This is a genomic window from Nocardioides sp. BP30 (assembly GCF_029873215.1).
GTDB lineage: Bacteria > Actinomycetota > Actinomycetes > Propionibacteriales > Nocardioidaceae > Nocardioides.
Map to the genome: position 1 here is coordinate 1,619,663 of NZ_CP123620.1, position 22,753 is coordinate 1,642,415.

At 70.2% G+C, this 22,753-nt stretch carries 19 protein-coding genes; 15 read left to right on the forward strand and 4 right to left on the reverse strand.

The genetic code is table 11. From position 1 onward, the window contains the following. Window positions 1-30: 30 nt before the first annotated feature. Both P5P86_RS07610 and P5P86_RS07615 read right to left on the reverse strand, forming a co-directional pair. Window positions 31-1,020: a glycosyltransferase family 2 protein gene (locus P5P86_RS07610; protein WP_280610714.1), complete on the reverse strand. Its 990-nt coding sequence runs from the start codon at window positions 1,018-1,020 to the stop codon at window positions 31-33. A 44-nt stretch (window positions 1,021-1,064) separates the two neighbouring features. Continuing rightward, the gene (locus tag P5P86_RS07615) at window positions 1,065-2,525 is read right to left on the reverse strand and encodes a glycosyltransferase family 87 protein (RefSeq protein ID WP_280610715.1); all 1,461 of its coding nucleotides are present in this window, start codon (window positions 2,523-2,525) and stop codon (window positions 1,065-1,067) included. Window positions 2,526-2,662: 137 nt separating this feature from the next. Between P5P86_RS07615 and P5P86_RS07620 the strand changes: the two genes are divergently transcribed. Next, window positions 2,663-3,445 (forward strand): glycosyltransferase family 2 protein, encoded by a 783-nt coding sequence (locus P5P86_RS07620; protein WP_280610716.1) that lies wholly within the window; start codon window positions 2,663-2,665, stop codon window positions 3,443-3,445. Beyond that, window positions 3,432-4,112, forward strand: a complete 681-nt coding sequence (locus P5P86_RS07625; protein ID WP_280610717.1) for a class I SAM-dependent methyltransferase — start codon at window positions 3,432-3,434, stop codon at window positions 4,110-4,112. The genes P5P86_RS07620 and P5P86_RS07625 overlap by 14 nt, the downstream gene beginning before the upstream one ends. A gap of 27 nt (window positions 4,113-4,139) precedes the next feature. Here the strand turns inward: P5P86_RS07625 and P5P86_RS07630 are convergent, their stop codons facing one another. Continuing rightward, window positions 4,140-5,156, reverse strand: coding sequence for a class I SAM-dependent methyltransferase (locus tag P5P86_RS07630; protein WP_280610718.1), 1,017 nt, complete (start codon window positions 5,154-5,156; stop codon window positions 4,140-4,142). A gap of 269 nt (window positions 5,157-5,425) precedes the next feature. Between P5P86_RS07630 and P5P86_RS07635 the strand changes: the two genes are divergently transcribed. Genes P5P86_RS07635 through P5P86_RS07665 form a run of 7 tightly spaced genes read left to right on the forward strand, consistent with a single transcriptional unit; the run spans window position 5,426 to window position 15,078 of the window. Then, entirely contained in the window at window positions 5,426-6,634 is a 1,209-nt protein-coding gene (locus P5P86_RS07635; RefSeq protein WP_280610719.1) for a nucleotide sugar dehydrogenase, read from the forward strand. Next, window positions 6,631-7,389 (forward strand): glycosyltransferase family 2 protein, encoded by a 759-nt coding sequence (locus tag P5P86_RS07640; protein WP_280610720.1) that lies wholly within the window; start codon window positions 6,631-6,633, stop codon window positions 7,387-7,389. The genes P5P86_RS07635 and P5P86_RS07640 overlap by 4 nt, the downstream gene beginning before the upstream one ends. A gap of 47 nt (window positions 7,390-7,436) precedes the next feature. Further along, on the forward strand, window positions 7,437-8,468 hold the full coding sequence (locus P5P86_RS07645; RefSeq protein ID WP_280610721.1) for an NAD-dependent epimerase/dehydratase family protein: 1,032 nt from the start codon (window positions 7,437-7,439) through the stop codon (window positions 8,466-8,468). Further along, window positions 8,468-10,144, forward strand: coding sequence for a hypothetical protein (locus P5P86_RS07650; protein ID WP_280610722.1), 1,677 nt, complete (start codon window positions 8,468-8,470; stop codon window positions 10,142-10,144). The genes P5P86_RS07645 and P5P86_RS07650 overlap by 1 nt, the downstream gene beginning before the upstream one ends. A 49-nt stretch (window positions 10,145-10,193) precedes the next feature. Beyond that, a complete protein-coding gene (ftsY, locus tag P5P86_RS07655) occupies window positions 10,194-11,333 on the forward strand; it encodes a signal recognition particle-docking protein FtsY (protein WP_280610723.1) in 1,140 nt (379 codons plus the stop codon). Between the two features lie 14 nt (window positions 11,334-11,347). Beyond that, window positions 11,348-13,483: a glycosyltransferase family protein gene (locus P5P86_RS07660; protein WP_280610724.1), complete on the forward strand. Its 2,136-nt coding sequence runs from the start codon at window positions 11,348-11,350 to the stop codon at window positions 13,481-13,483. Between the two features lie 20 nt (window positions 13,484-13,503). Continuing rightward, window positions 13,504-15,078, forward strand: coding sequence for a glycosyltransferase family 2 protein (locus tag P5P86_RS07665; protein WP_280610725.1), 1,575 nt, complete (start codon window positions 13,504-13,506; stop codon window positions 15,076-15,078). A 1-nt stretch (window position 15,079) separates the two neighbouring features. Here P5P86_RS07665 and P5P86_RS07670 read toward each other — a convergent pair whose 3' ends face one another. Then, the gene (locus P5P86_RS07670) at window positions 15,080-15,952 is read right to left on the reverse strand and encodes a methyltransferase domain-containing protein (protein ID WP_280610726.1); all 873 of its coding nucleotides are present in this window, start codon (window positions 15,950-15,952) and stop codon (window positions 15,080-15,082) included. 342 nt (window positions 15,953-16,294) lie between these two features. On the opposite strand from P5P86_RS07670, the gene P5P86_RS07675 reads away from it, so the two are divergent. The 6 genes from P5P86_RS07675 to P5P86_RS07700 all read left to right on the forward strand — a co-directional run bounded on the left by P5P86_RS07675 (window position 16,295) and on the right by P5P86_RS07700 (window position 22,669). Further along, window positions 16,295-17,563 (forward strand): ammonium transporter, encoded by a 1,269-nt coding sequence (locus P5P86_RS07675; RefSeq protein WP_280610728.1) that lies wholly within the window; start codon window positions 16,295-16,297, stop codon window positions 17,561-17,563. After that, window positions 17,560-17,898 carry a P-II family nitrogen regulator gene (locus tag P5P86_RS07680; RefSeq protein ID WP_280610729.1) on the forward strand — a complete coding sequence of 113 codons (339 nt, stop codon included), beginning with the start codon at window positions 17,560-17,562 and terminating at the stop codon, window positions 17,896-17,898. The genes P5P86_RS07675 and P5P86_RS07680 overlap by 4 nt, the downstream gene beginning before the upstream one ends. A gap of 180 nt (window positions 17,899-18,078) precedes the next feature. Beyond that, the gene (locus P5P86_RS07685; protein ID WP_280610731.1) at window positions 18,079-18,417 is read left to right on the forward strand and encodes a P-II family nitrogen regulator; all 339 of its coding nucleotides are present in this window, start codon (window positions 18,079-18,081) and stop codon (window positions 18,415-18,417) included. A 20-nt stretch (window positions 18,418-18,437) separates the two neighbouring features. After that, a complete protein-coding gene (locus tag P5P86_RS07690; RefSeq protein ID WP_280610732.1) occupies window positions 18,438-20,657 on the forward strand; it encodes a [protein-PII] uridylyltransferase in 2,220 nt (739 codons plus the stop codon). 55 nt (window positions 20,658-20,712) lie between these two features. Beyond that, the gene (gene ffh / locus P5P86_RS07695) at window positions 20,713-22,281 is read left to right on the forward strand and encodes a signal recognition particle protein (RefSeq protein ID WP_280611222.1); all 1,569 of its coding nucleotides are present in this window, start codon (window positions 20,713-20,715) and stop codon (window positions 22,279-22,281) included. Window positions 22,282-22,303: 22 nt separating this feature from the next. Next, entirely contained in the window at window positions 22,304-22,669 is a 366-nt protein-coding gene (locus P5P86_RS07700; RefSeq protein ID WP_280610733.1) for a hypothetical protein, read from the forward strand. Window positions 22,670-22,753 lie beyond the last annotated feature (84 nt).

Sequence of the window (22,753 nt, forward strand, 5' to 3'; positions counted from 1 at the left end):
TCCTCCGGTTGTGCTCGAGACGGGATCGGGTCAGGCCCGCGCGGGGACCGGCTCTTCGGCCGCCAGCTGCGCGCGGCCCACGGCTGCGCCCTCCACGTGTTCGCCGTCGGGGACCGGGTGGTCGTTCTCGGGATCGACGACAGCGTGCAGCAGGTGGGGCACCAGCGCGTGCTCGGCGAGAGCACGCAGATGACCGGTCAGCCAGTCGTCGTGCCGGTAGTGGCCCGACGATGCCCCTTCCACGAGGTCGGCACGGGTCGGCGTACGCGCCAGGTAGGCGGCCTGGAGCCGGCCCTCGCGGTAGCGGCGGTAGTCGCGCATGCCGTGGTGGTTGGGACTGGGTCGTAGCTCCGGGTTGTTCTCATAGGAGCGCCCGGCGTTGACCACCTTGCGTTCCAGCTGCGCCCAGGAACGCCACGGCAGGTGCAGCACCTCCAGGGCGACGTCGGCGGGGGGCTGGCCGTTGCTGCGTAGCGACACGAAGTGGTTGCCCTGTGCGACGACGACGTCGGACTCGCCGCGGTGGATGGCGTTCGGTGTCGGCTGGGCGAAGATGCCGATCTCCTGCAGCTGCGCATCGGTCCGGAGGTCGCGCCACTCGAGGCGACCGATACCGCTGCCGGACCATGCGGGCGGCCCGACCAGGTTCGTGACGGGAGCGGTGAAGGCGTTGAGGCTCAGCGGCGTGCGCTCCAGTGCCGCGCGCACGGTCAAGGACCGGTCCATCGGCACGAGGAACTCGTCGGCGTCAAGATTCAACACCCAGTCGGCGCGGTGCTCGGTACGCGCGCGTCGGGCCATCGCGGTGACGACCCGGCTCTGCTGCTTGAGGTGGAGGGGATCGTGGTGGAGCTCCACCCGTCCGGTGCGGGCGTACTCCTCGAGGACCTCGGTGGTGCCGTCGATCGACGCGTTGTCGGTGACGATGAGGAGGTCGACCCCTTGGGCCAGGTGGTGTTCGACCATCGCGGCGACGATGTCGATCTCGTCGCGCACCATCATCGTGCCGATGATCCTCACAGCCCGTTGTCCTCCTCGCTGGTGTGCGGTCGCAGGTGGCAACTCTACGGCCGGGGCTGCTCGTGGTCGTACCCGGTCGCGTCGGTCTGGCCGCGATGCTGCGCCTGATAGGGCTCCGGATCTCGGCTGCGCCGCAGCATCGACATCGCACTGGCGACGATGAGCACGAGAAGTGCCGCCGTCCACGCGACGGGAGTCGCCCACGCTGTCGACTTCACGAAGCCGCCCTGCGGCAGGCCGGTGGTGGTCAGCGCATAGGGATACAGCAGGCGCGTGAGGGTGGCCGCCGTCGCGATCACCACCGCGTAGGTCACCACACGCGGCGCACCCTCGGACACGGCGGAGTCGCTCGGTCGTCGCCGCCACGCCCACGGCTCGTCGCGCATCACGACGGCTGCCGCGGCGACGCCGATGGCGCCGTAGTAGCCCGGCGCCCAGCCGGGGCTGATGGCGCCGAGGACGGCGAGGTAGACGACGCCCACGAGCGGCGAGAAGCCACGGCGCATCAGAGCTGCGAGGACCAGGAGCGCGACCAGCAGGACCAGGAGCGCGGGACCGGTCGACATCGCATGCGTGGCGAGCCGATCGAAGATCGCGTGATCGCCGAACAGCTTGCGCAGCGTCAGCACACCCAGGTCGACCACCCTCCTGAGAGAGACGCTCGCGCCGAGGCGGTCGGGGCGGGTGACGTCACCGAAGCTGGTGATCACCTTCCACGACTCCTTCAGGTTGTCGGGGAAGCTGTCGTGCCAGATCAACGCGTACGACGCCAGCTCGGCGAGCCCGATGATGGCGATCGTCACCGCCGCCTGCCCCCAACGGCGCAGCAGGAGGAGGATCAGCACGATGCCGGCCATCTGGGGCTTGATCGCGACCGCCAGCACGATCCCGACGACTGTCATCGCCTTGCGGTCCTTGGCAATACCCATGCAGGCCAACCACACGCCGATGGGGAGGAAGCCTGCACTGTTGCCACGGTCGAGCGTGATGATGCCGGGGATGCTGAGCGGCCCGAGTGCCAGTGCCGCGGTGAGGCGGTACACGAACGGACGGCCACGGGTCGCCCAGATGATCGGCACCATCAGCGCCACGAACATCAGCGCCAGGTAGACGAAGAGGCTGACCTGGGCGGAGTTGAACAGGCGGCCGATGTAGACGAAGGGTAGGAAGAAGGCGGTGCTCAGCCCGGGGTAGGGATTCACGGCGATGGGGGAGTGCACTCCCCACGGATCCGGCGAGACGGCCGCGGCGGCGTTCAACCCGTAGTCGAAGAAGCAGTGCACGCCGATGCCGAAGTGGGATCCCGAGGTGACGGTGTCGGCGCCGGCCCAGCACGAGCCGTCGTTGGCCGGTGCGGAGATCTCGTCCCAAGCGGGCAGATTCGTGTAGTGGGCGAGCCACAGCTGCACGATGAAGATCGCGTCGGCGATGAGGACCAGACTCAGGAGGAGATCCGAGGGGATGATGCGTCGCGTCGAGTCCCTCAGACGCCCGAGCCAGCGCATCGGCCAGCGAGATGACGCGGTTTCGTCCGGGGAGCGCAGCACAGCGGCGGACACTAGCAGACCTGTACGAGGCCTTACGGTGCCGCAGTCGGGTGCGAACTTGCCGTCCCGAGTGCCTCCCAGTACGGTCGCTGGCTATGCCTGACCCGAGCGTGTGGATCGTCATGCCGGCCTACAACGCGGCTGAGACGGTGCAGCGAACCTACGAGGACATCCCGCCGAGTCTGCGCACCAATGTCCTGCTGGTCGACGACTGCTCGAGCGACGCGACGGTCGAGATCGCGCGGGGCCTCGGGATCCAGGTCGTCGAGCACGAGACGAACAAGGGCTACGGCGGCAACCAGAAGACGTGCTACCGCACGGCGCTGGACGGCGGTGCCGACATCATCGTCATGCTGCACCCGGACTACCAGTACGACGCCCGCATGGTCGACGTGGCAGCGAAGATCATCGAGCTCGGGACCTGCGACATGGTCCTGGGCAACCGGATCCGCACGCGCCGCGAGGCATTGGGCGGCGGCATGCCGGTCTGGAAGTACGTGCTCAACCGAGCCTCGACGCTGGTCGAGAACTTCCTGCTCGGTCAGTCGATCGGCGACTTCCACTCCGGCTTCCGGGCCTATTCCCGTGAGTTGCTCACGACGATCCCGTTCGAGGAGAACGACGACGACTTCGCCTTCGACCAGGAGCTCCTGGTCCAGGCAGTCGCCGGCCGCTTCAAGATCGGCGACGTACCGGTGCCCGTCCGGTACATGGAGGAGGCATCGTCGATCAACTTCCGCCGCAGCATGCGCTACGGCTTCGGCGGCCTCTCGGCGATCATCCGCTACGGGCTCCATCGCGCGAGGATCCGACGCGATCCGCGCCTGGAGCTCGAGCCCACGACACGCGATCGGATGGCGGACCATGCGGCCAAGTAAGCGCTACCCCAACAAGAACGGACCGTTCTCCAGTCACGCCCAGGTGCCCGCCCTGGTCGGAGACGGTCCCGGCACGCTCCTCGACGTGGGGTGCGCCCAGGGCGACATGCTCGCCCTGATGGCCGCCCGCGGCTGGCAGGCCGTGGGGATCGAGCCGGACCCCGTCGACGCCGCCGAGGCGCACAGGCGTGGACTCGAGGTGATCGTGGGCACCGTCGAGGAGGCGCGGGACCAGATCGACCGTGCGTTCGACGTCATCGTCGCCGCCGACGTGATCGAGCACATGGCCGATCCCGGCGCTGCACTCGACCATCTCCGCAGCATCCTCGCCCCTGGCGGCCGGCTGGTTCTCTCAGTGCCGAACATCGCGTTCCTGAGCGTACGACTCGGGCTGCTCGCCGGGTCGTTCACCTATCAGGACCGAGGGCCGCTGGACCGCACTCACCTGCGGTTCTTCACCCGGTCCACGATCCAGGAGCTGGTACGGCAGCACGGGTTCGAGATCACCCAGGTCGGCGTGACCCCTGCCCCGATCGAGATCGTCGAGCAGGTCAGCTCGCTGCGGGTCCCTCGGCTGCTCCACCGCGTCAACATGTTCTTCGCGCGTCTGCTGCCGAGGCTCTTCGGCTATCAGACCCTCGTGGTGGCGACGCCCGCCCAGCGGTGAGGCTGGACCCTCCCGGGGACGGGAGGGTCAGCGCGCCAGCCGGCGCTTGACCCGCCGCGCGAGACCTGACAGCCCGCTCAGCCGCAGACGCTCGACCTCCGCGCGCAGGCGCTCGATCTCGACGGCATCGGCCTTGCTCCTGGCCTTGAGTCGCTCGGTCCGCGCGGTACGGCGCTCGAGGCGCTCTCGCAGGTGCTTGACGCGCTCGGACTGGCGAGTGGAGAGCGCCTGGAGCCGCTCTCGTTCGGACTCGATCCACGCACGTGCCTTGAGGGACCGCTCCAGGGCGACGGTGTGTCGGTCGGAGCCTCGTACCTCGGCCGGGTCGGCACCGGGAACCAGATCGGGCACCACTCCCGGCTCCTCGCCCTCCTGCAGCGGGCGTACCGCGAGCTGGAACTGGCGGACGAGCGCGTCGGGCTGGTCCCGTACCCACTCCACGATGTGGTCCGGCAGGCCCCATTGGTCGATCTCGACCTCCGTGCGCAGGGGATCGGCCAAGGCTCCGCGAAGATCGTCGACGACCAGGCCGGCCCCCTGGACGAGCTCGATCAGCGACGCGCGGTTGAAGAACCTGATGTGGGTGTGGTCGAGCAGGCCGGTGGGTGTGGTCTTCCACCGGCCCTGGAGCAGGGCGAGCCGCAGCGAGCCGTGCGCAACGTTCGGGATGGAGATCACGATCCGGCCGCCGGGCGCCAACAGGGTGGCGGCGTCGCGCAGGACGGCGGGCGGGTCAAGCAGGTGCTCGAGCACATCGGCGAAGATGATCGCGTCGAAGCTGCCGGGCTCGAAGTGCTCACTGAGCGGCGTTGCCTCGAGGTCGCCGCGGACGACGCGGTTCAGCCGTTCGGCGGCGATCGTGGCGGCCTCCTCGTCCATCTCGAAGCCGGTGACCGTCGCGCCCCGCTCGATCAGGATCCGGCCGAGGTCACCGGTCCAACATCCGACGTCGAGTACCCGCGCGGCCGTGCCGACGAGGTCGATGACCTGGGCGTGGCTGGAGTTGAGGCGCGAAGGATCGATCTCGACCGCGTAGTGCGACATGGAGGCTCCAACTTCGAAGTCGTGGGGGCGGGAGCGGACGAGGCCGGTACGTCGGGCGAGCGGACTCGTGCAAAACAGACAATGTACAACAGGCGTAGCGAGCGCGGGCGGCCTCGGTCCGTCCGGCTGCCGGATCGGCGCGATGACCGACCCCCGCGACGTCGCGCCTCCCGAGTTCGCGCGTCGAGTTTCATAGATTAAGGTTCGGAGGCGCGCGCCGCGGTTGCGCGCGGCCCCTTCCAGGAACGCGCACGCGGAGGTATGCACGTATGACTTCACCGGACACGGCTCGACAGGTCGATGTCGTGGTCGTCGGCGGCTGCGGCCACGTCGGCCTTCCGCTTGCGATCGGGTTCGCCTCGCGCGGCCTCAAGGTCGGGATCTACGACATCAATCAGGCGGCCGTGGACCTGGTCAATGCCGGCGAGCTGCCGTTCCAGGAGAACGGCGCGCACGAGGTGCTGCAGCGGGTGCTCGGAGAGGGACGGCTGCACGCCTCGACCGACGTCGCCACCGTCGCGGACGCGGACGCGGTCGTCGTCGTGGTGGGCACGCCGGTGGACGAGCACCTGAACCCGGACCCGCGAGCGGTGACGAGAGCGATCGCCGACCTGGTGCCGCACCTGCGCGACGGGCAGCTCCTGGTGCTGCGGAGCACCGTCTACCCGGGAGTGACAGGTGCCGTGGAGCGGGACGTCGTCGCAGCCGGGCTGAGTCTGGACGTCGCCTTCTGCCCGGAGCGGATCGCGGAAGGCAAGGCGATGGAGGAGCTGTTCTCCCTGCCGCAGATCGTCTCGGGCCGCAGCCAGGGCGTCCGTGACCGTGCCGCGAAGCTGTTCGGCCACCTGACCGACAGTGTCGTGGAGCTCGAGCCGGAGGAGGCCGAGCTGGCCAAGCTGTTCACCAACACCTGGCGCTACATCAAGTTCGCGGCAGCCAACCAGTTCTACATGATGGCCAACGACCACGGCCTGGACTACGACCGCATCCGCCGGGCGCTCGCGCAGGACTACCCGCGCGCCCAGGACATCCCGGGTGCTGGCTTCGCGGCCGGTCCGTGCCTGTTCAAGGACACGATGCAGCTGGCCGCGTTCACCGACAACTCGTTCGTGCTCGGTCACTCGGCCATGCTCGTGAACGAGGGGCTGCCGCTCTACCTGGTCACGCATCTGGAGAAGAAGCACGACCTGTCCGCCATGACCGTCGGCATCCTCGGGATGGCGTTCAAGGGGGAGAGCGACGACATCCGCTCCAGCCTGTCCTACAAGCTCAAGCGCATCCTGGAGTTCCGCACCAAGCAGGTGCTGACCACCGACCCCTACGTCACCGTGGACGACAGCCTGCTCCCGCTCGAGGAGGTCATCGAGCGCAGTGACCTGCTGATCCTCGCCGCCCCCCACAAGACGTACGCCGACCTCGATCCGAACCTGCCGATCGTGGACATCTGGAACTTCCTGGGGCAGGGCAGCACGGTATGACTCTGGCAGTAACGGTCGTCGTCCCCGCGTACAACGAGGGTGAACACATCGTCGCGGTCCTCGAGCGGATCGTCACGGGGGTGGAGTCCGACGTCACCGTCCTGGTCGTCGTCGACTTCCCCGAGGACACCACCGTGCCGGTCGTCGAGAAGTTCTCCGTCGATCATCCGCACGTGCGGACGGTGGTCTCCACCTACGGCCGTGGCCCCGCCAACGCCATCCGGTACGGCATCGACCAGGCGACCACGCCCGTCGTCGTGGTCACGATGGCCGACGGCAGCGACGACCCCCGTCAGATCGACGACCTCGCTCGTCTGGTCGAGCGAGGCGTCGTCGTGGCGGCCGCTTCGCGCTACAGCCCCGGCGGCCAGCAGGTCGGGGGTCCGCTGCTCAAAGGCCTGCTCTCGCGCAACGCCGGCAAGTCGCTCGGACTTCTCGGCCGGGTCGGCACGCACGACGCGACCAACAGCTTCAAGGCATACTCGACGGACTTCGTCCGTGAGGTCGGCATCCACAGCCGCAGCGGCTTCGAGATCGGCCTCGAGCTGACCGCCAAGGCGCGACGGCTCCGTCGGCCGGTCGCGGAGCTCCCGACGATCTGGCTCGATCGTGACTTCGGCGAGTCGAACTTCAAGCTCAAGCAGTGGATCCCGAAGTACCTGCGCTGGTACCGGTTCGCCTTCGGTCCGCAGCTGACGCTCGAGCAACTCACCGTCGAGGCCGAGCGCATCGCACGACTCAACCAGAAGTCCTGAGTAAGAACGTCCCTGGAACGAAAACGAAGCACATGGAGAGCACACCCATGACCGATCAGCAGAAGGTCCTCGTCTCCGGCTCGGCCGGATTCATCGGCGGCTACGTCGTCGAGGAGCTCCTCAACCGCGGCTACAAGGTCGTCGGCATCGACAACTACTCGAAGTACGGCAAGGTCGAGAAGTCCTACGACAACCACCCGGACTACGAGTTCTACGAGGACGACGTCCGCAACACCGACCTCATGACCAAGCTGCTCATGGACTGCGACCACTTCATCGCGGGCGCGGCACTGATCGGTGGCATCTCCTACTTCCACGCCTACGCCTACGACCTCCTGGCCACCAACGAGCGGATCATGGCCTCCTCCTGTGACGCGGCGATCGAGGCGCACAAGCACGGGAAGCTCAAGAAGGTCACCTACATGTCGAGCTCGATGGTGTTCGAGTCGACCGAGCACTGGCCCTCGAAGGAGGGCGACGAGCGCCGGATCGCGCCGCCGCTGTCGTCGTACGGCTTCCAGAAGCTGGCCGTGGAGTACTTCGCGAAGGCCGCGTGGGACCAGTACGAGCTGCCCTACACCATCGTCCGGCCGTTCAACTGCGTGGGCATCGGTGAGGGCCGCGCTCTCGGCGACGTCGAGATCGACTCGGGCAACGTCAAGCTCGCCATGAGCCACGTCGTCCCCGACATCGTGCAGAAGATCGTCAAGGGCCAGGACCCGCTGCACATCCTCGGCGAGGGCAACCAGATCCGGCACTACACCTACGGCGGCGACCTCGCGAAGGGCATCGTCGAGTGCATGGAGCAGGACGCCGCGTACAACAACGACTTCAACATCTCGACGCCGGAGTCCACCTCGGTACGCGAGCTCGCTGACGTCATCTGGCGCAAGATCAAGGGCGACGCCCCGCTCACGATCGTCAGCGACCCCGCCTACGAGTACGACGTGCAGAAGCGCGTCCCCGACGTCTCGAAGGCCAAGGAGGTCCTGGGCTTCGAGTGCTCGACGTCGCTCGACGTCATGCTCGACGAGGTCATCCCGTGGGTGACGCAGGCCGTCGCCGACGGTCGCCTGTAGTGATCGATCGCACCGCGCTCGAACGCCGGGGTATGCGCTCCGGCCCGGTCGCCCTCCTCGGCCTGGGTCTGCTGATCCAGGCCGTGGCCTTGGTGCGGCACGCGCGCACGCTGTGGTTCTACGGCGACGACTACGACTTCCTGCTTCGCCGCAGCCTGACCCACGACCCGGTGCACGCGTTGCTCGTGCCGCACAACGAGCACTGGTCGACGTTGCCGGTCATCGCCTTCCGGATGATGTTCGGTCTGTTCGGTCTCGGGCACTACCTGCCCTACGCCCTGATGCCGATCGCGGCTCACCTGGCCATCGCCGTCCTGCTGTACGCCGTGCTGCGCGGTGCAGCGGTGCCCGCCTGGGTCGCCTCGCTCTCGACGCTGATCGTCGCCTTCATCGCCGGCGGAGCGGGCGCGCAGAACACCTTGTGGGACTTCCAGATCGGTCTCCTCGGATCAGGGTTCTTCGGCCTCCTCGCGCTGTTGCTGCTCCAGCAGGACGGCGAGGGCCGGTGGTGGCGCCCCCTCGGGGTGGCCGCGCTGGTGCTCTCCCTGCTCTGCTCGGGGATCGGCCTGCTCATGGTCGCCTGGGCCTGCCCAGCGACGCTCCTGCGCCGCGGACTTCTCGCGGCGGTGTACGTCGGCATCGTGCCGGTGGTCGTGTACGTGGTGTGGTACCTGTCGTTCGGGCACGGGCACAGCGGTGCCCCGCCGGCGAACCTCACCATCGCACCGCTGGCCCTGATGGGCGGCCTGGCCTACGTGTGGTCCGGTGCCCTCGACATGGCGGGCGCCGGCCCGGCGGTGCTGATCGCGCTCGTGGCGGCGGTCGCACTGCCGCGCCACGGGCTGCGGTTCTTCGCCCTCGCCGCCTCCGGGCTCATCGCGCTGGTCCTGGCCTATGCGCTCTTCGGCTTCACCCGGTCCGGGCTGGGCCTGACCAGCACCCAGACCTCTCGGTATCTCTACTTCGGGGTGCTGTTCTGCGGCCCGGCGATCGCCTCGGGCCTGTCCGCCCTGAGCGTGCGACTGCGCGACCGGATGTGGATCCGGCCGGTGGGCTGGATCCTGCTGGGCGGCGTCGCAGCCTCCGTCGGGTTGGGGCAGCTGAGCCTGTACGCCGGCAAGCGCGAGGCGCAGATCGGCGACATGAGGCAGCGTCTCGTCGCCGCGGTGCAGTTGAAGAACAGCGGTGCGGTGCTGCTCTCCGACCGGCCCGACCCGACGCCCAACCCGGACATCCTCATCGACAAGCTGGCCAGCTCGTCGGTGGCCTCCACCCTTCCGGCCGTCCGGCCTTCGGCGAAGACGCGTCTGCAGGTGGCCTCGACGCTCCAAGTCGGCGTGAGCGGCACGAGGTTCCCCGTCCCGTCCTTCAGCGCGGTCGACGTTCATGCCGGCGGCAGCGCGACCGGGCAGCAGGCAACGCTGTCCGGATGCACCGAGGTCGATGCCCCGACCGGGACCTGGCTCACGTTCCGCACCGGCGCCGAAGGCGGCCAGGTGCAGGTCACCCTGCCGGTGGCACAGGTCCAGACGCAGCTGATCGACGGGGCCCACGCGAGCGTCCCGCAGGCGTGGGAGGCAGCGGCTGGCCGGCCACTCTACGTCGGGGCGAGCAAGGCCGACGTACGGCTGCGGGTCTACCTGCCCGAAGGCCGGACCACCGTGTGCCCCGCCTGATGTCTCGGTCGACTCCGGGTCGAGGCTCGGCCTCTGGTTGGATGAACCCATGACGCTGCTGTTCCTCATCATCGTCGCCATCGCCGTCGTCGCGCTGGTCGTGGTCGTCTCGACCGTCGGCCTGCTCGGCCGCCGTACCCGACAGGCGCCGCCGCCGTCCGCACCGCAGACGCCGATCCCGGCGCCGCCGCGGCCCCAGCCCGGCGTCGAGGCTCCCGAGGCGGAGGTGCCGGAGGCGCCGGAGCAGCCCGCCGCCGGGCCGGTGCTGGAGAGGCCGGAGCCGACTGCCTCGCGGCTGGTCCGGCTACGACAGCGCTTGGCCGGCTCCAACAACGCACTGGGCCGTGGCCTGCTCGCCCTGATCTCGCGCGACAAGCTCGACGAGGACACCTGGGAGGGCATCGAGGACGTCCTGCTGACCTCGGACATCGGGGTCGCTCCCACCCAGGAGCTGGTGGAGAGCCTGCGTACCCGGCTGCGGGTCGAGGGCAGCGCTGACGCCCGTACGGTGCTCCGCGAGGAGCTGGTGAAGCTCGTCGACCCGACCATGGACCGCCGGCTGCAGGTCACCGGCTCCGAGGGCAACCCGGGCGTCGTGCTCGTCGTGGGCGTGAACGGCGCCGGCAAGACCACCACCGTCGGCAAGATCGCGCGCATCCTCGTCGCCGAGGACCGCGCCGTCGTCCTCGGTGCGGCCGACACCTTCCGGGCCGCTGCCACCGAGCAGCTGGCCACCTGGGGTGAGCGCGTCGGCGTCGAGGTCGTTCGCGGACCCGAGGGCGGCGATCCCGCCAGCGTGGCGTTCGACGCGGTCAAGGCCGGCGCCGAGAAGCAGGCGAGCACCGTCATCGTCGACACCGCCGGCCGGCTGCAGAACAAGCAGGGCCTGATGGACGAGCTCGGCAAGGTCAAGCGCGTGATCGAGAAGCAGGCGCCGGTCACCGAGGTCCTGCTCGTGCTCGACGCCACGACCGGGCAGAACGGTCTCATCCAGGCCCGGGTCTTCAGCGAGGCTGTCGACGTCACCGGCATCGTGCTGACCAAGCTCGACGGATCCGCCAAGGGCGGCATCGTCGTGCAGGTGCAGCGCGAGCTCGGCGTACCGGTCAAGCTGGTCGGCCTCGGCGAGGGTCCCGACGACCTCGCGCCGTTCAGTCCCGAGGCGTTCGTCGACGCACTGCTGAGCTGACCAGGAGCCGGCGGGTGCGTCTGCGCAGGCGGCCGAGCGAGCAGGAGCAGCTGCTGCTCGACTCGGAGCTCTTCGACGAGCGGTGGTACGGCGAGCGTGCCGGCGTACGGCTCGACCGGGGCGAGGCCGTGCGGCACTACCTCGACCACGGCGTCGGCCTCGGCATCGCCCCCCATCCGCTCTTCGATCCGGGCTACGTCCGTCGGCGTCTGGGTCCCAGGAGGCGGGCCCGGCTCGGCGAGGGGGACCCGCTGACGTTCGTCATCCGGCACGAGCTCGAGCTGCCCACCCACCCCCTGCTCGCCGCGCGCGCCGCGGGGCTCGTCCAGGGTGACCTGGCCACCTGGATCGAGCAGCGGTACGCGGCCTGGCCGCAGCAGCCGAGCGGATCGCCGGTGTCCGAGCCGGTGGTGACGGTACTCATCACGTGCGTCGCGGCACCCGAGCACGCGCTCGTGGCCGCGCGCGCCGCCGCAGAGACGGCATCGGGGGCGGACGTGGCGGCCGAGATCCTCCTGGTCGATGCCACCGGCTCCCCGGCCGACGGGATCGTGCTGGACGCGCTGCTCGGGCTCCCCGGCGTGCGGGTCTCGCGCGCCGGCGCGGATCCGGCGGCGGAGCTGGTCGTGCTGCTGCACGACGATGCGGTTCCCGAGCGCGGCTGGCTGACCCCTCTCCTCGGAGCCCTCGAGGCGCCGGCGGTGCTCGCAGCGTCGCCGCTGCTGGTCGCCCCCTCGGGGGCGATCGAGTCCGCCGGGGCCGTCTACCCGGCGCCGGGCGGGTTGCCCTACCGGTTGCTCGCCGACTTCCCCGCGGAGGACGCCGGAGCGCTCGGGGCCCTGCGTCTGCCCGCGCTCACCGGCGGGGCGCTCGCGCTGCGGCGCGACGACCTCGCCGACCTCGGTGTGCGCGACGGTCTCGGCGATCTCACCGAGACGGACCTGTGCCGGCGGCTGGCTGCGACGCGGCCGGGCCGGTTCCGCTTGGTCACCGAGTCGCGCGTCAGACACCGGCCGCACCCGGTGGACCTGGACGCTCGAGCGCGCTTCGCCGATCTCGGCCAGAGCCGGCCCTCCGGTGCCGACGAGCAGCGCATCTGGTCGGCCTGCGGCTACCGGCTCATCGGTCACGAGGTGCAACCGCCCGGCACCGGACTGCCGCGTCGGCTGGGGCTGGTCGAGCCGGTCGTGGTCCGTGAGAGCCGCCTCCAGATCACCGAGGTACCGCGGCCGTTGCGCTGGGCGATCAAGAACCCGGCGCCGAGCAACCCCGACGAACGGTGGGGAGACACCCACTTCGCCCGGGCGCTGGCTCGCGCGTTGCGCGGTCTGGGTCACGAGGCGGTCATCGATCACCACGGTGCCTGGGAGCGGCGTACGGCGCGGCACGACGACATCGATCTGGTGCTGCGTGGCCCGCACCCGTTCGACCCGACGCCCGAACACCCCTCGATCGCCTGGGTGATCAGCCATCCGGAGACCGTCACCGAGGAGGAGGCACACCGCTACGACGCGGTCGTGGCTGCCAGCGTCCCCTGGGCACGACGGCGGTCCGTCGATTGGGGGATCGGCATCGAGCCGCTGCTGCAGGCCACCGACCCCGACCTGTTCAACCCGGAACGCGCGCGGCCGGACTCGGGTGCGGAGCTGCTCTTCGTCGGCAGCTCGCGCGGTGAGTACCGCGCGATCGTCCGGGACGCGATCGAGGCGGGTCTGCCGCTGAGCGTCTACGGCGCGAACTGGGAGCACCTGATCCCGCCCGCTCACCTCGTCGGTACCTACCTGCCCAACGACGAGGTCGGCCTCGCCTATGCGGCCGCCGGGGTGGTGCTCAACGATCACTTCGAGGACATGCGCCGCGAGGGCTTCCTCTCCAACCGGCTCTTCGACGCGGTCGCCAGCGGTGCCCGGGTGATCACCGACGACGTGTCGGGTCTCGGAGATCTGTTCGGCGGCTCCGTGCAGGTCTACCGCGACGTCGACGACCTGCGCCGGTTGTTCCAAGATGCGCCGCGGGAGCAGGTCTTCGGCGACCGGGAGGCGCGCATCGCCACCGCTCGCCGGATCGGCCACGAGCACTCCTTCGCCGCTCGCGCAGGGGTCCTCGTGGAGCTCGGTCGAGCGGTGCTGCACGAGCGGGGGCGCTCGTGAGCGAGCCCTATAGTGCGGGCATGCCAGCGCCCCGTTTCTCCCTCCTGACGGTGGACGGCACGCCGGCGCGCGAGGCATTCGAGCAGACGGTCGCCGCCGTGCTGGGCCAGGTCCGCGGTGACTGGGAGTGGCTCCTCCTGGTCGAACCGCCCGCTGCCGGAGCTGTGCGCGAGGACGCCTGGTTGAGTGATCGACTCGCCGAGCTGACGGCGCTCGACTCCCGCGTGGTGCGCGTGGTCACTGGCCCCGAGCAACGCGGCGATCGCGACCAGGCCCCGGTCTCGCGCGCGCTCGGCGCGGCGCGCGGCGACTTCGTCGTACTCCTTGCGTCGACCGACGTCCCGCTGCCGACGGCGCTCGAGGCGATCGGCAGGGCTGTCGACGGGCACGACGACGTCGACCTCGTCTACGGCGACGAGGACACCGTCGCCGGCGACGGAGCCACAGGTCGCGGCACCTACCTGAAGCCGGACTGGTCACCCGAGCGCCTGCGCCACCTCGCGTACCCGGGCTGCTTCCTGGCGATCCGGCGAACGCTGATGCAGGGCCTCGGCGACCTCGACGGCCGTCAGGACGCCGTGACCAGCCATGACCTCGCCCTTCGCGCGGGGGAGCGGGCGCGCCGCGTCGTCCACCTTCCCGAGGTGCTGCACCACGCGCGTGCGGGGTCGGGGCGTCTGCTCGACCCGGTCGCCACGCCGGCCCACGTCGCCGTCGTCCAGAGCCACCTGGACCGCGTCGGCATCGCTGCCACCGCGCGCCCCGGACAGGTGCCCGGATCGGTGAGCGTGGAGCGGCAGCCCGACGTCGACACGTCGGTGAGTGTCATCATCCCGACGATCGGCAGTCGCGGCACCGCCTTCGGCGAGCGTCGCACCTTCGTCGTCGAGGCGATCCGGTCCCTCCTGGTGGGCTCAGGCCACCGCGACGTCGAGTTCGTGGTGGTCTACGACGAGCCGACACCCGCCGAGGTGCTCGACGAGCTGCGCGCGCTGCGCGCTCGGGTCCGCCTGGTGCCGTTCCGCGAGGAGTTCAACTTCAGCGTCAAGTGCAATGTCGGGGCGGCGTTGGCGACCGGTGAGGTGCTGGTCTTCCTCAACGACGACACCGAGGCGCGCACCCCGGGCGTGGTCGAGAACCTGATCGCCCCGCTGCGCGAGGAGGGCGTGGGCATGACCGGCCCCAAGCTCCTCTTCGAGGACCTCAGGATCCAGCATGCGGGCGTCAACTACGGCGACGGCGACGTCTTCCACAGCTACTACCGAGCAGGGCCCGAGGACACGGGCACTCTCGGCGATCTGTGGATCAACCGCGAGGTATCCGCCCTGACGGGCGCGTGTATCGCGATCCGTGCCGACCTCTTCCGCGAGATCGGCGGCTTCGTGGAGTCGTTGCCGTTGAACTACAACGACGTCGACCTCTCCCTCAAGGTCCGCCGGCTGGGCCACCGGCTGGTGTGGTTGCACGCCGTCGAGCTGTTCCATTTCGAGTCGACCACCCGGGTGCCGGTCATCCACGGCTGGGAGCGCCGGACGTTGATCGAGCGCTGGGGCACCTTCCGCCAACCCGAGCTCTACACCGCCGTGGTGCGCTGAGTCAGCGCCGCCGGAGTCGGCGCGCAGCCGAACGCGCGAGTCCCGCCCAGCCGGCGCTCGCCACGACGACCTCGTGCTTCAGGGCGGCGACCTCGTGCTCGAGCTCGGCGATACGCCTGTCCTTGTTCGCCAGCCGCTCGCGCAGGGCGGCGGTACGCTGCCGCAACGCGTTCGCCCGTTCGACCGCCTTCTCCGCCCTGAGTTGCGCGGTGGTGGTCTTGACCTGCAGGCCCAGCACATGGTCGCGCCGTCGCAGCGCATCCCGCTCGTCGCGGATCCGCTCCTCGGTGAAGCGGTCGTGCAGGCGTACGGCGTCGAGCGAGACGGCCGAGGCCATCGCGGAGACCGACGTCTCGCTCGGGTCGGCTCGCCGGCGCGCGCGGACGTGGAACCGGTACACGAAGGCGTCCTCCTGGTCGCGGACCCACTCCACGACGTGCGGCGGCAGTCGGTCCGGGTCGACAACGACGCCGACGCTGTCCGCCGCGCCCCACGGATCGCCCAACGGATCGGCGAGCGAGCCGGACAGCTCCTCCGCCACCAGGTCGCAGTCCTCCAGCAGCCGGATCAGACCGCGACGCGAGTGGAAGCCGGCGAGCTGTGCGGGCGACGCGCCACCCTGGAGGACGGCCAGGCGAACCGAACCGTGCCCGATGTTGGGGACGGAGACGACCAGCCGGCCGTCGGGTCGCAGCAGGTCCACCGCCTGGCGGACGACGACGGCGGGATCGAGGGGGGTGGCGAGGACGTCGTCGAGGAGGACGACGTCGTAGCTCCCCGCCTCCCGCTCGGCCAACCCGGCGAGGTCGGCCGGCCCCGGCCCGCTCCGGCTCGAGATCTCGAGCATCCGCTCGGCGTGTCCGATCAATGCCACGGCCCAGGACTGCGCCAGTTCGGCCGGCCCGGTCGCGGGCACTGCTCCGTCGTACGACACGTTCCTGGTGTCCTCGTCCTCGTCTCGGCGACGCCGACACGGTCGCGGCGTACGGCGCAATCTACCCGTCCCCAGCACTGTCACGCAGGCGGCGGTACACCGGCCGGTCGCCGCTGCGAGTCCAGCTGTAACAAAGGCGGCCGACACGTTACATGCACGAAATGATGATCGGCACGGTCGGAAATGTCCGCCCCCGAAGGTTGCATGAAATCAAGGCGGGGACCTGCGCGACAGCGGTGTCGCAGGGCCACCCGTCTCCCGAGATGTGATCCTGGAGGTCCAGTGGACGGCTACTACGCCTTCATGTTGGTGGCGACGGCCTTCGTCCTGGTGATGACCGTTCCCGCGCTGGCGCTGTTCTACGGCGGTATGACGCGGTCGAAGTCGGTTCTCAACATGATGATGCTGTCGTTCGTCGCGTTCGGTATCGCGACACTCGTCTTCGTTCTGTGGGGATGGTCCGAGGGCTGGGGTGGCGACGGCGTCGGCAACGGCAACGGCAAGCTGATCGCCAACCCGTTCCACATGTGGGGCCTGCACGGCGTCACGTGGGGCAACTACGTGTTCGTCCTGTTCCAGCTGACCTTCGCGGCGATCACCATCGCCCTGGCCAGCGGCTCGATCGCCGACCGCGTCAAGCTCTCGGCCTGGGTCGTCTTCGTCCCGGTCTGGCTGACCCTGTGCTACTTCCCGATCGCCCACAACGTGTGGGGCGGCGGCTGGCTGGCGAGCCACTGGCTCGCCCAGGACTACGCCGGCGGCACTGTCGTCCACATCAACGCCGGCGTGGCCGGCGGCGTCCTGGCCCTGGTCGTCGGCAAGCGCGTCGGCTGGCCCCGCGACACCGGTCGCCCGCACAACCTGACGCTTACCATGATCGGTGCCGGTCTGCTGTGGTTCGGCTGGTACGGCTTCAACGTCGGCTCGATCGTCTTCGTGGCCGGTGACGGCGGTGCCAAGGACACGCACCAGTTCATGACCGAGACCGGCGTCACGTTCCTCAACACCACCGTCGCCACCGCCTCGGCGATGCTCGCCTGGCTCCTGGTCGAGCGGATCGTGCACGGCAAGGCCACCTCGCTGGGCGCCGCGTCGGGCATCGTCGCCGGCCTGGTCGCGATCACCCCCGCCTGTGGCGCGGTGAGCCTGACCGGCGCGATCATCGTGGGCATCGTCGCCGGCGGCCTGTGCGCCGTCGCCGTCGGCCTCAAGTTCAAGCTGGGCCTCGACGACTCCCTCGACGTGGTGGGCGTCCACCTGGTCGGGGGTCTGGTCGGCACCCTGCTGATCGGCTTCCTGTCCACCTCGTCGGCCCCCGGCGGCATCGACGGGCTCTTCTACGGCGGCGGCCTGAGCTCGCTGGGTCACCAGCTGATCGCGGCGCTGTTCACGATCGTGTGGACCGGCGTCCTCACCACCGTCATCGCGCTGGCCATCAAGTACACGATCGGGTGGCGGATCACCGACGAGGCCGAGGTCGAGGGCATCGACGGCGACCAGCACGGCGAGTCCGCCTACGACCTTGCTACCGGAACGGGGATCCTGGCATGAAGCTCGTGACAGCAGTCATCAAGCCGCACAAGTGGGAAGACGTCCGCGAGGCGCTCGAGACCTTCGGCGTGACAGGGATGACGGTCTCGGAGGTCAGCGGCTACGGCCGGCAGAAGGGCCACACCGAGGTCTACCGCGGCGCGGAGTACGACATCGCCCTGGTGCCCAAGATCCGGATCGAGATCGTGGTCGAGGACGGCGACGCCGACGACGTGGTGGCGCTGATCGTGAAGGCCGCCCAGACCGGTCGGATCGGTGACGGCAAGGTGTGGGTCAGCCCTGTCGACGTCGTGGTGCGGGTCCGCACCGGCGACCGCGACGCGGCCGCCCTGTAGCCGGCCCCGGCACAGCCGCAGAACCACACCGCACCACCGCACCATCTCGGACGCGACGGCCCGGTCCCCCGGCGGGGGGCCGGGCCGCCGCACACCTGGCCGGCCCCGCTGCCGGTCAGCCGCACAGCCGCAGGCCGGGTGCGGCATGATCGGGACGCACCCAGTCCTCGGAGGAGAGAAATGAAGCTCGTCACCGCAGTCATCAAGCCACACAAGTGGGAGGACGTCCGCGTCGCCCTGGAGACCAACGGCATCACCGGCATGACCGTCTCCGAGGTCAGCGGCTACGGCCGGCAGAAGGGCCACACCGAGGTCTACCGCGGTGCGGAGTACGACGTCACGCTCGTCCCGAAGATCCGGCTCGAGATCGCGGTGCCCGACGAGGACGTGGAGGTGGTGGTGGGCGCGATCGAGTCCTCCGCCCGCACCGAGCGGATCGGGGACGGCAAGATCTGGGTCTCACCGCTCGAGACAGTCGTCCGGGTCCGCACCGGCGACCGCGACGACGCGGCCATCTAGAGCCCGCCGACCGGATTCCTGTGAGCGCCACCGACCGCAGCACACGTACGGCGGAGGCCGACGAGCTCTGCGCTCGCGCCTACACCGACGCCGGAGGCCCCGACAGCGGGGTGGCGCTGGTCGCCGTCGGCGGCTACGGCCGCGGGGAGCTCGCGCCGTACTCGGACTGGGACGTCGTGCTCGTCCACGACGAGGGCGTCGACCTGGGCGAGACGGCCGTCAAGCTCTGGTACCCGCTGTGGGACCACGGGGCCAAGATCGACCACTCGGTGCGCTCCCTGCCCGAGATGCTCGAGGCCGCCGACGGGGATCCACGGGTCGCGCTCGGCCTGCTCGACGTGCGTCACCTGGCAGGCGATCCCAACCTCACGCTGCGCCTGCGGACCACGATGCTGGCGCACTGGCGCAAGAACGCCGTCCAGCAGCTGCCCGCGCTCCGGGAGCTGACCTTCTCCCGTCACGAGTTGCTCGGCGAGCTGGCCCACGCCAGCGTGCCGGACCTCAAGGAGATGGCGGGCGGCCTGCGCGACGCCACCGTGCTCAACGCGGTGGTGGCCACCTGGCTGGTGGACGTGCCCCACGTGGAGCTGGAGCGCTGCCGGCTCGCGCTGCTCGACGTCCGTGACGTCGTGCAGGAGCTGGCCGGCCGCGCCGTCGACCGGATCGCCCCCGAGATGTGGGAGGAGCTGGCCGCTCGCCTCGACCTGGCCGACCCCCGGACCGCCCAGGCCTTCGTGCGTGAGCTCGGCCGGCGCATCACCCACCTGTCCCGGCTGACCTGGCGCCGGGTGGACGCCTACTTCCGCCAGCGCAGGGTGGGCTCGCCGCGTCGCCCGCAGCTGACCCCGCTCGCCCCCGGTGTCGCGCTGGCCTACGACGAGGTCGTCCTCGACCGGTCCGCGCGCCCCGACCGCGATCCGCTCCTCCTGCTGCGGGCAGCCGCGGAGGCCGCCGAGCACGACGTCGTGCTCGCCCCGGCCACCGCCGCGCGGCTGGCCCGCGACTGCGCTCCGCTGCCCGTGCCCTGGCCGGAGGAGGCGCGCCACCTGCTGGTGCGGCTGCTCGCCGCCGGCCGCGGCCTGCGCGATGTCTGGGACACCCTCGACGAGACCGGGGCACTGGCCCGGATCCTGCCGGAGTGGGAGCGGATCCGGCTCCTCCCGCACGCCTCGGTGATTCACCGCTTCACCGTGGACAGGCACTCGGTGGAGACCTGCATCGAGGCGGCCAGCCTGATCCGTTCGGTGGGCCGGCCCGACGTGCTGCTGGTGACAGCGCTCCTGCACGACATCGGCAAGGGGGAGCTGACCGAGCATTCGGTGGCGGGCGCGCCGATCGCGCGGGCGATCGCCGAGCGGATGGGCTTCGAGCAGCGCTCGGTCGACCTGATCGCCACCCTGGTGCGCTGGCACCTGCTCCTGGCGATGACCGCCACGACCCGGGACCCGGAGGATCCGGCGACGGTCGAGGTGGTCCTGGACCGGATGGACGATCCGGAGGCCCTGAGCCTGCTCACCGCCCTCACCGAGGCGGACTCGCGGGCCACGAGCCCCAAGGCCTGGTCGTCGTGGCGCTCGGGCCTGATCCTCGGCCTGGCCGCCCGGGCACAGCGCCAGCTCGAGGTCGGCCGCGGCAGCCGCGCGGCGGACGTCTCCCACGAGCACCTCGAGATCCCGCGCGAGGCACGCAAGCGTGGCCTGTCGATCGAGGTCGAGTCCGTGCCCGACGGCTCTCGCGTGACGGTGGTCGCCCAGGATCGCGTCGGCCTGCTGGCCGACATGGCGGCGACCTTCGGCCTGCAGCGCGTCGCGGTGCGCTCGGCACGGGTCTGGCTGCAGGAGCCCTACGGCATCACCGTCTGGGAGGTGGCCGAGCCTGCACTGGACGCGCGCGTCCTCCGGGAGCGCTTCGAGGCTGTCAGCGACGGTCGCATCGACCCGTCGGACCGGCTGCGGCGGGTCGCAGCGGGTTCGCTGGCACCGTCGGTCGTGGTCCGACCGGACGCGGGCACGCGCGCCACGGTGCTCGAGGTGCGCACCACCGACCGGCCGGGGGTCGTCTACCTGGTCGCCGCCGCCTTGGCCGCCCTCGACATCACGGTGCGCAGCGCCCACGTGGACACCCTGGGTCCGCAGGCGGTCGACGTCTTCTACCTCCAGGAGGCCTCGGCCGGAGAGCTCGGCGAGGAGCGCGCCGCCATCGCCGCCGCAGCGGTCAGGGCGGCGCTGGCGGGGGAGTAGCGGGCACGGCCGGTTAGGCTTGCCCGCGACGATCCACCTGCTCGAGAAGGACCTGATGTTCGCCACCCTCTCCGACCGGCTCGCCGACACCTTCAAGAACCTGCGGGGGAAGGGTCGGCTCTCCGAAGCCGACATCGACGCCACCGCCCGCGAGATCCGGATCGCGCTGCTGGAGGCAGACGTAGCGCTCCCGGTCGTGCGCGAGTTCGTCGCGAAGGTCAAGGAGCGTGCGCGCGGCGCCGAGGTGAGCCAGGCGCTCAACCCGGCCCAGCAGATCGTCAAGATCGTCAACGAGGAGCTCGTCGCCATCCTCGGCGGCGAGACGCGCCGGCTGCGCTACGCCAAGTCCGGCCCGACCGTGATCATGCTTGCCGGTCTCCAGGGTGCAGGCAAGACCACGCTCGCGGCCAAGCTGGCGCTGTGGCTCAAGGAGCAGGGCAAGAGCCCGCTGCTGGTCGCCTGCGACCTCCAGCGCCCCAACGCCGTCAACCAGCTCCAGGTCAACGGCGAACGCGTCGGCGTGCCCGTCTTCGCGCCGGAGCCCGGCAACGGGATCGGGAACCCGGTGCAGGTGGCGCAGTCCTCGATCGAGGAGGCCAAGCGCAAGCTGCACGACGTCGTCATCGTCGACACCGCCGGCCGCCTCGGCATCGACCAGGAGCTGATGCAGCAGGCCGCGGACATCCGCGACGCCGTCCAGCCCGACGAGGTGCTCTTCGTCGTCGACGCGATGATCGGTCAGGACGCCGTCACCACCGCCCAGGCGTTCCTCGACGGCGTCGGGTACGACGGTGTCGTCCTCACCAAGCTCGACGGTGACGCCCGTGGTGGCGCCGCCCTCTCGATCGTCAGCCTGACCGGGAAGCCGGTCATCTTCGCCTCCAACGGCGAGAAGATGACCGACTTCGACCTGTTCCACCCCGACCGGATGGCCTCGCGCATCCTCGACATGGGCGACGTGCTCACCCTGATCGAGCAGGCCGAGAAGGCGTTCGACGCCGAGGAGTCCGCCAAGGCGGCGGAGAAGCTCGCCGGTGGTGACTTCACCCTCGACGACTTCCTCAAGCAGATGCAGCAGATCCGCAAGCTCGGCTCGATGTCGAAGCTGATGGGGATGCTGCCCGGGATGGGCCAGTTCCGCGACCAGATCGCGAACTTCGACGAGCGTGAGGTCGACCGGATCCAGGCGATCATCCAGTCGATGACGCCGGCCGAGCGGGCCAACCCCAAGATCATCGACGGCTCGCGGCGTCTGCGGATCGCCAAGGGATCGGGCCGCCAGGTCTCCGACGTCAACCAGCTGGTCGACCGGTTCACCGAGGCCCGCAAGATGATGCAGTCACTGGCCAACGGCGGCGGGATGCCGGGCATGCCCGGGATGCCCGGCGCCGGCTTCGGCAAGCGGGCGGCGGCGCGCCAGGCTCCGCAGCAGAAGAAGGGCAAGGGCGCGCGCCGGTCGGGCAACCCGGCCAAGGCGGCCCAGCAGGCCAAGGCCGCCGCCGAGGTGGAGGCCGCCAAGCCGAAGCCGAACCCGTTCGCCCAGCCCGGGGGCGAGGACATCGATTACGAGGCAGCGGCCGCGCAGCTCAACCTGCCGAAGGACTTCAGCAAGTACCTGAAGTGATGGCTCGTCCGGGAGGCTCGTCGTGAGCACCGTGCTGGTCGTCGACGGCGCCAACGTGGTCGGTGCGCGTCCCGACGGATGGTGGAAGGACCGCCCGGGCGCGGCCCGTCGGCTCCACGAGCGGTTGCTCGTGGCCGACACGCCGTACGACCAGATCGTGCTGGTGCTCGAGGGCGCTGCGAAGGCGGGTGTCCGAGCGGGCCGCGACGGCCACGTCCGCACCGTGCACGCACCCAGGGACGGGGATGCCACCATCGTCGCCGAGACGAAGGCAGCGGCCGAGCGTGGGGCCCGGGTCACCGTCGTCACGGCGGATCGGATGCTGCAGGCCCGGGCCGGAGCCTGGGGGCAGACGATGAGCCCGGGCTGGCTGCTGGACCAGGTCTGATCACCCAGATGGGGGAGCGCTCCCACCGGATCGCGGAATTCGGTCCCCTTCGACGTTGACGTGATCTGCATCACATCCTTACGT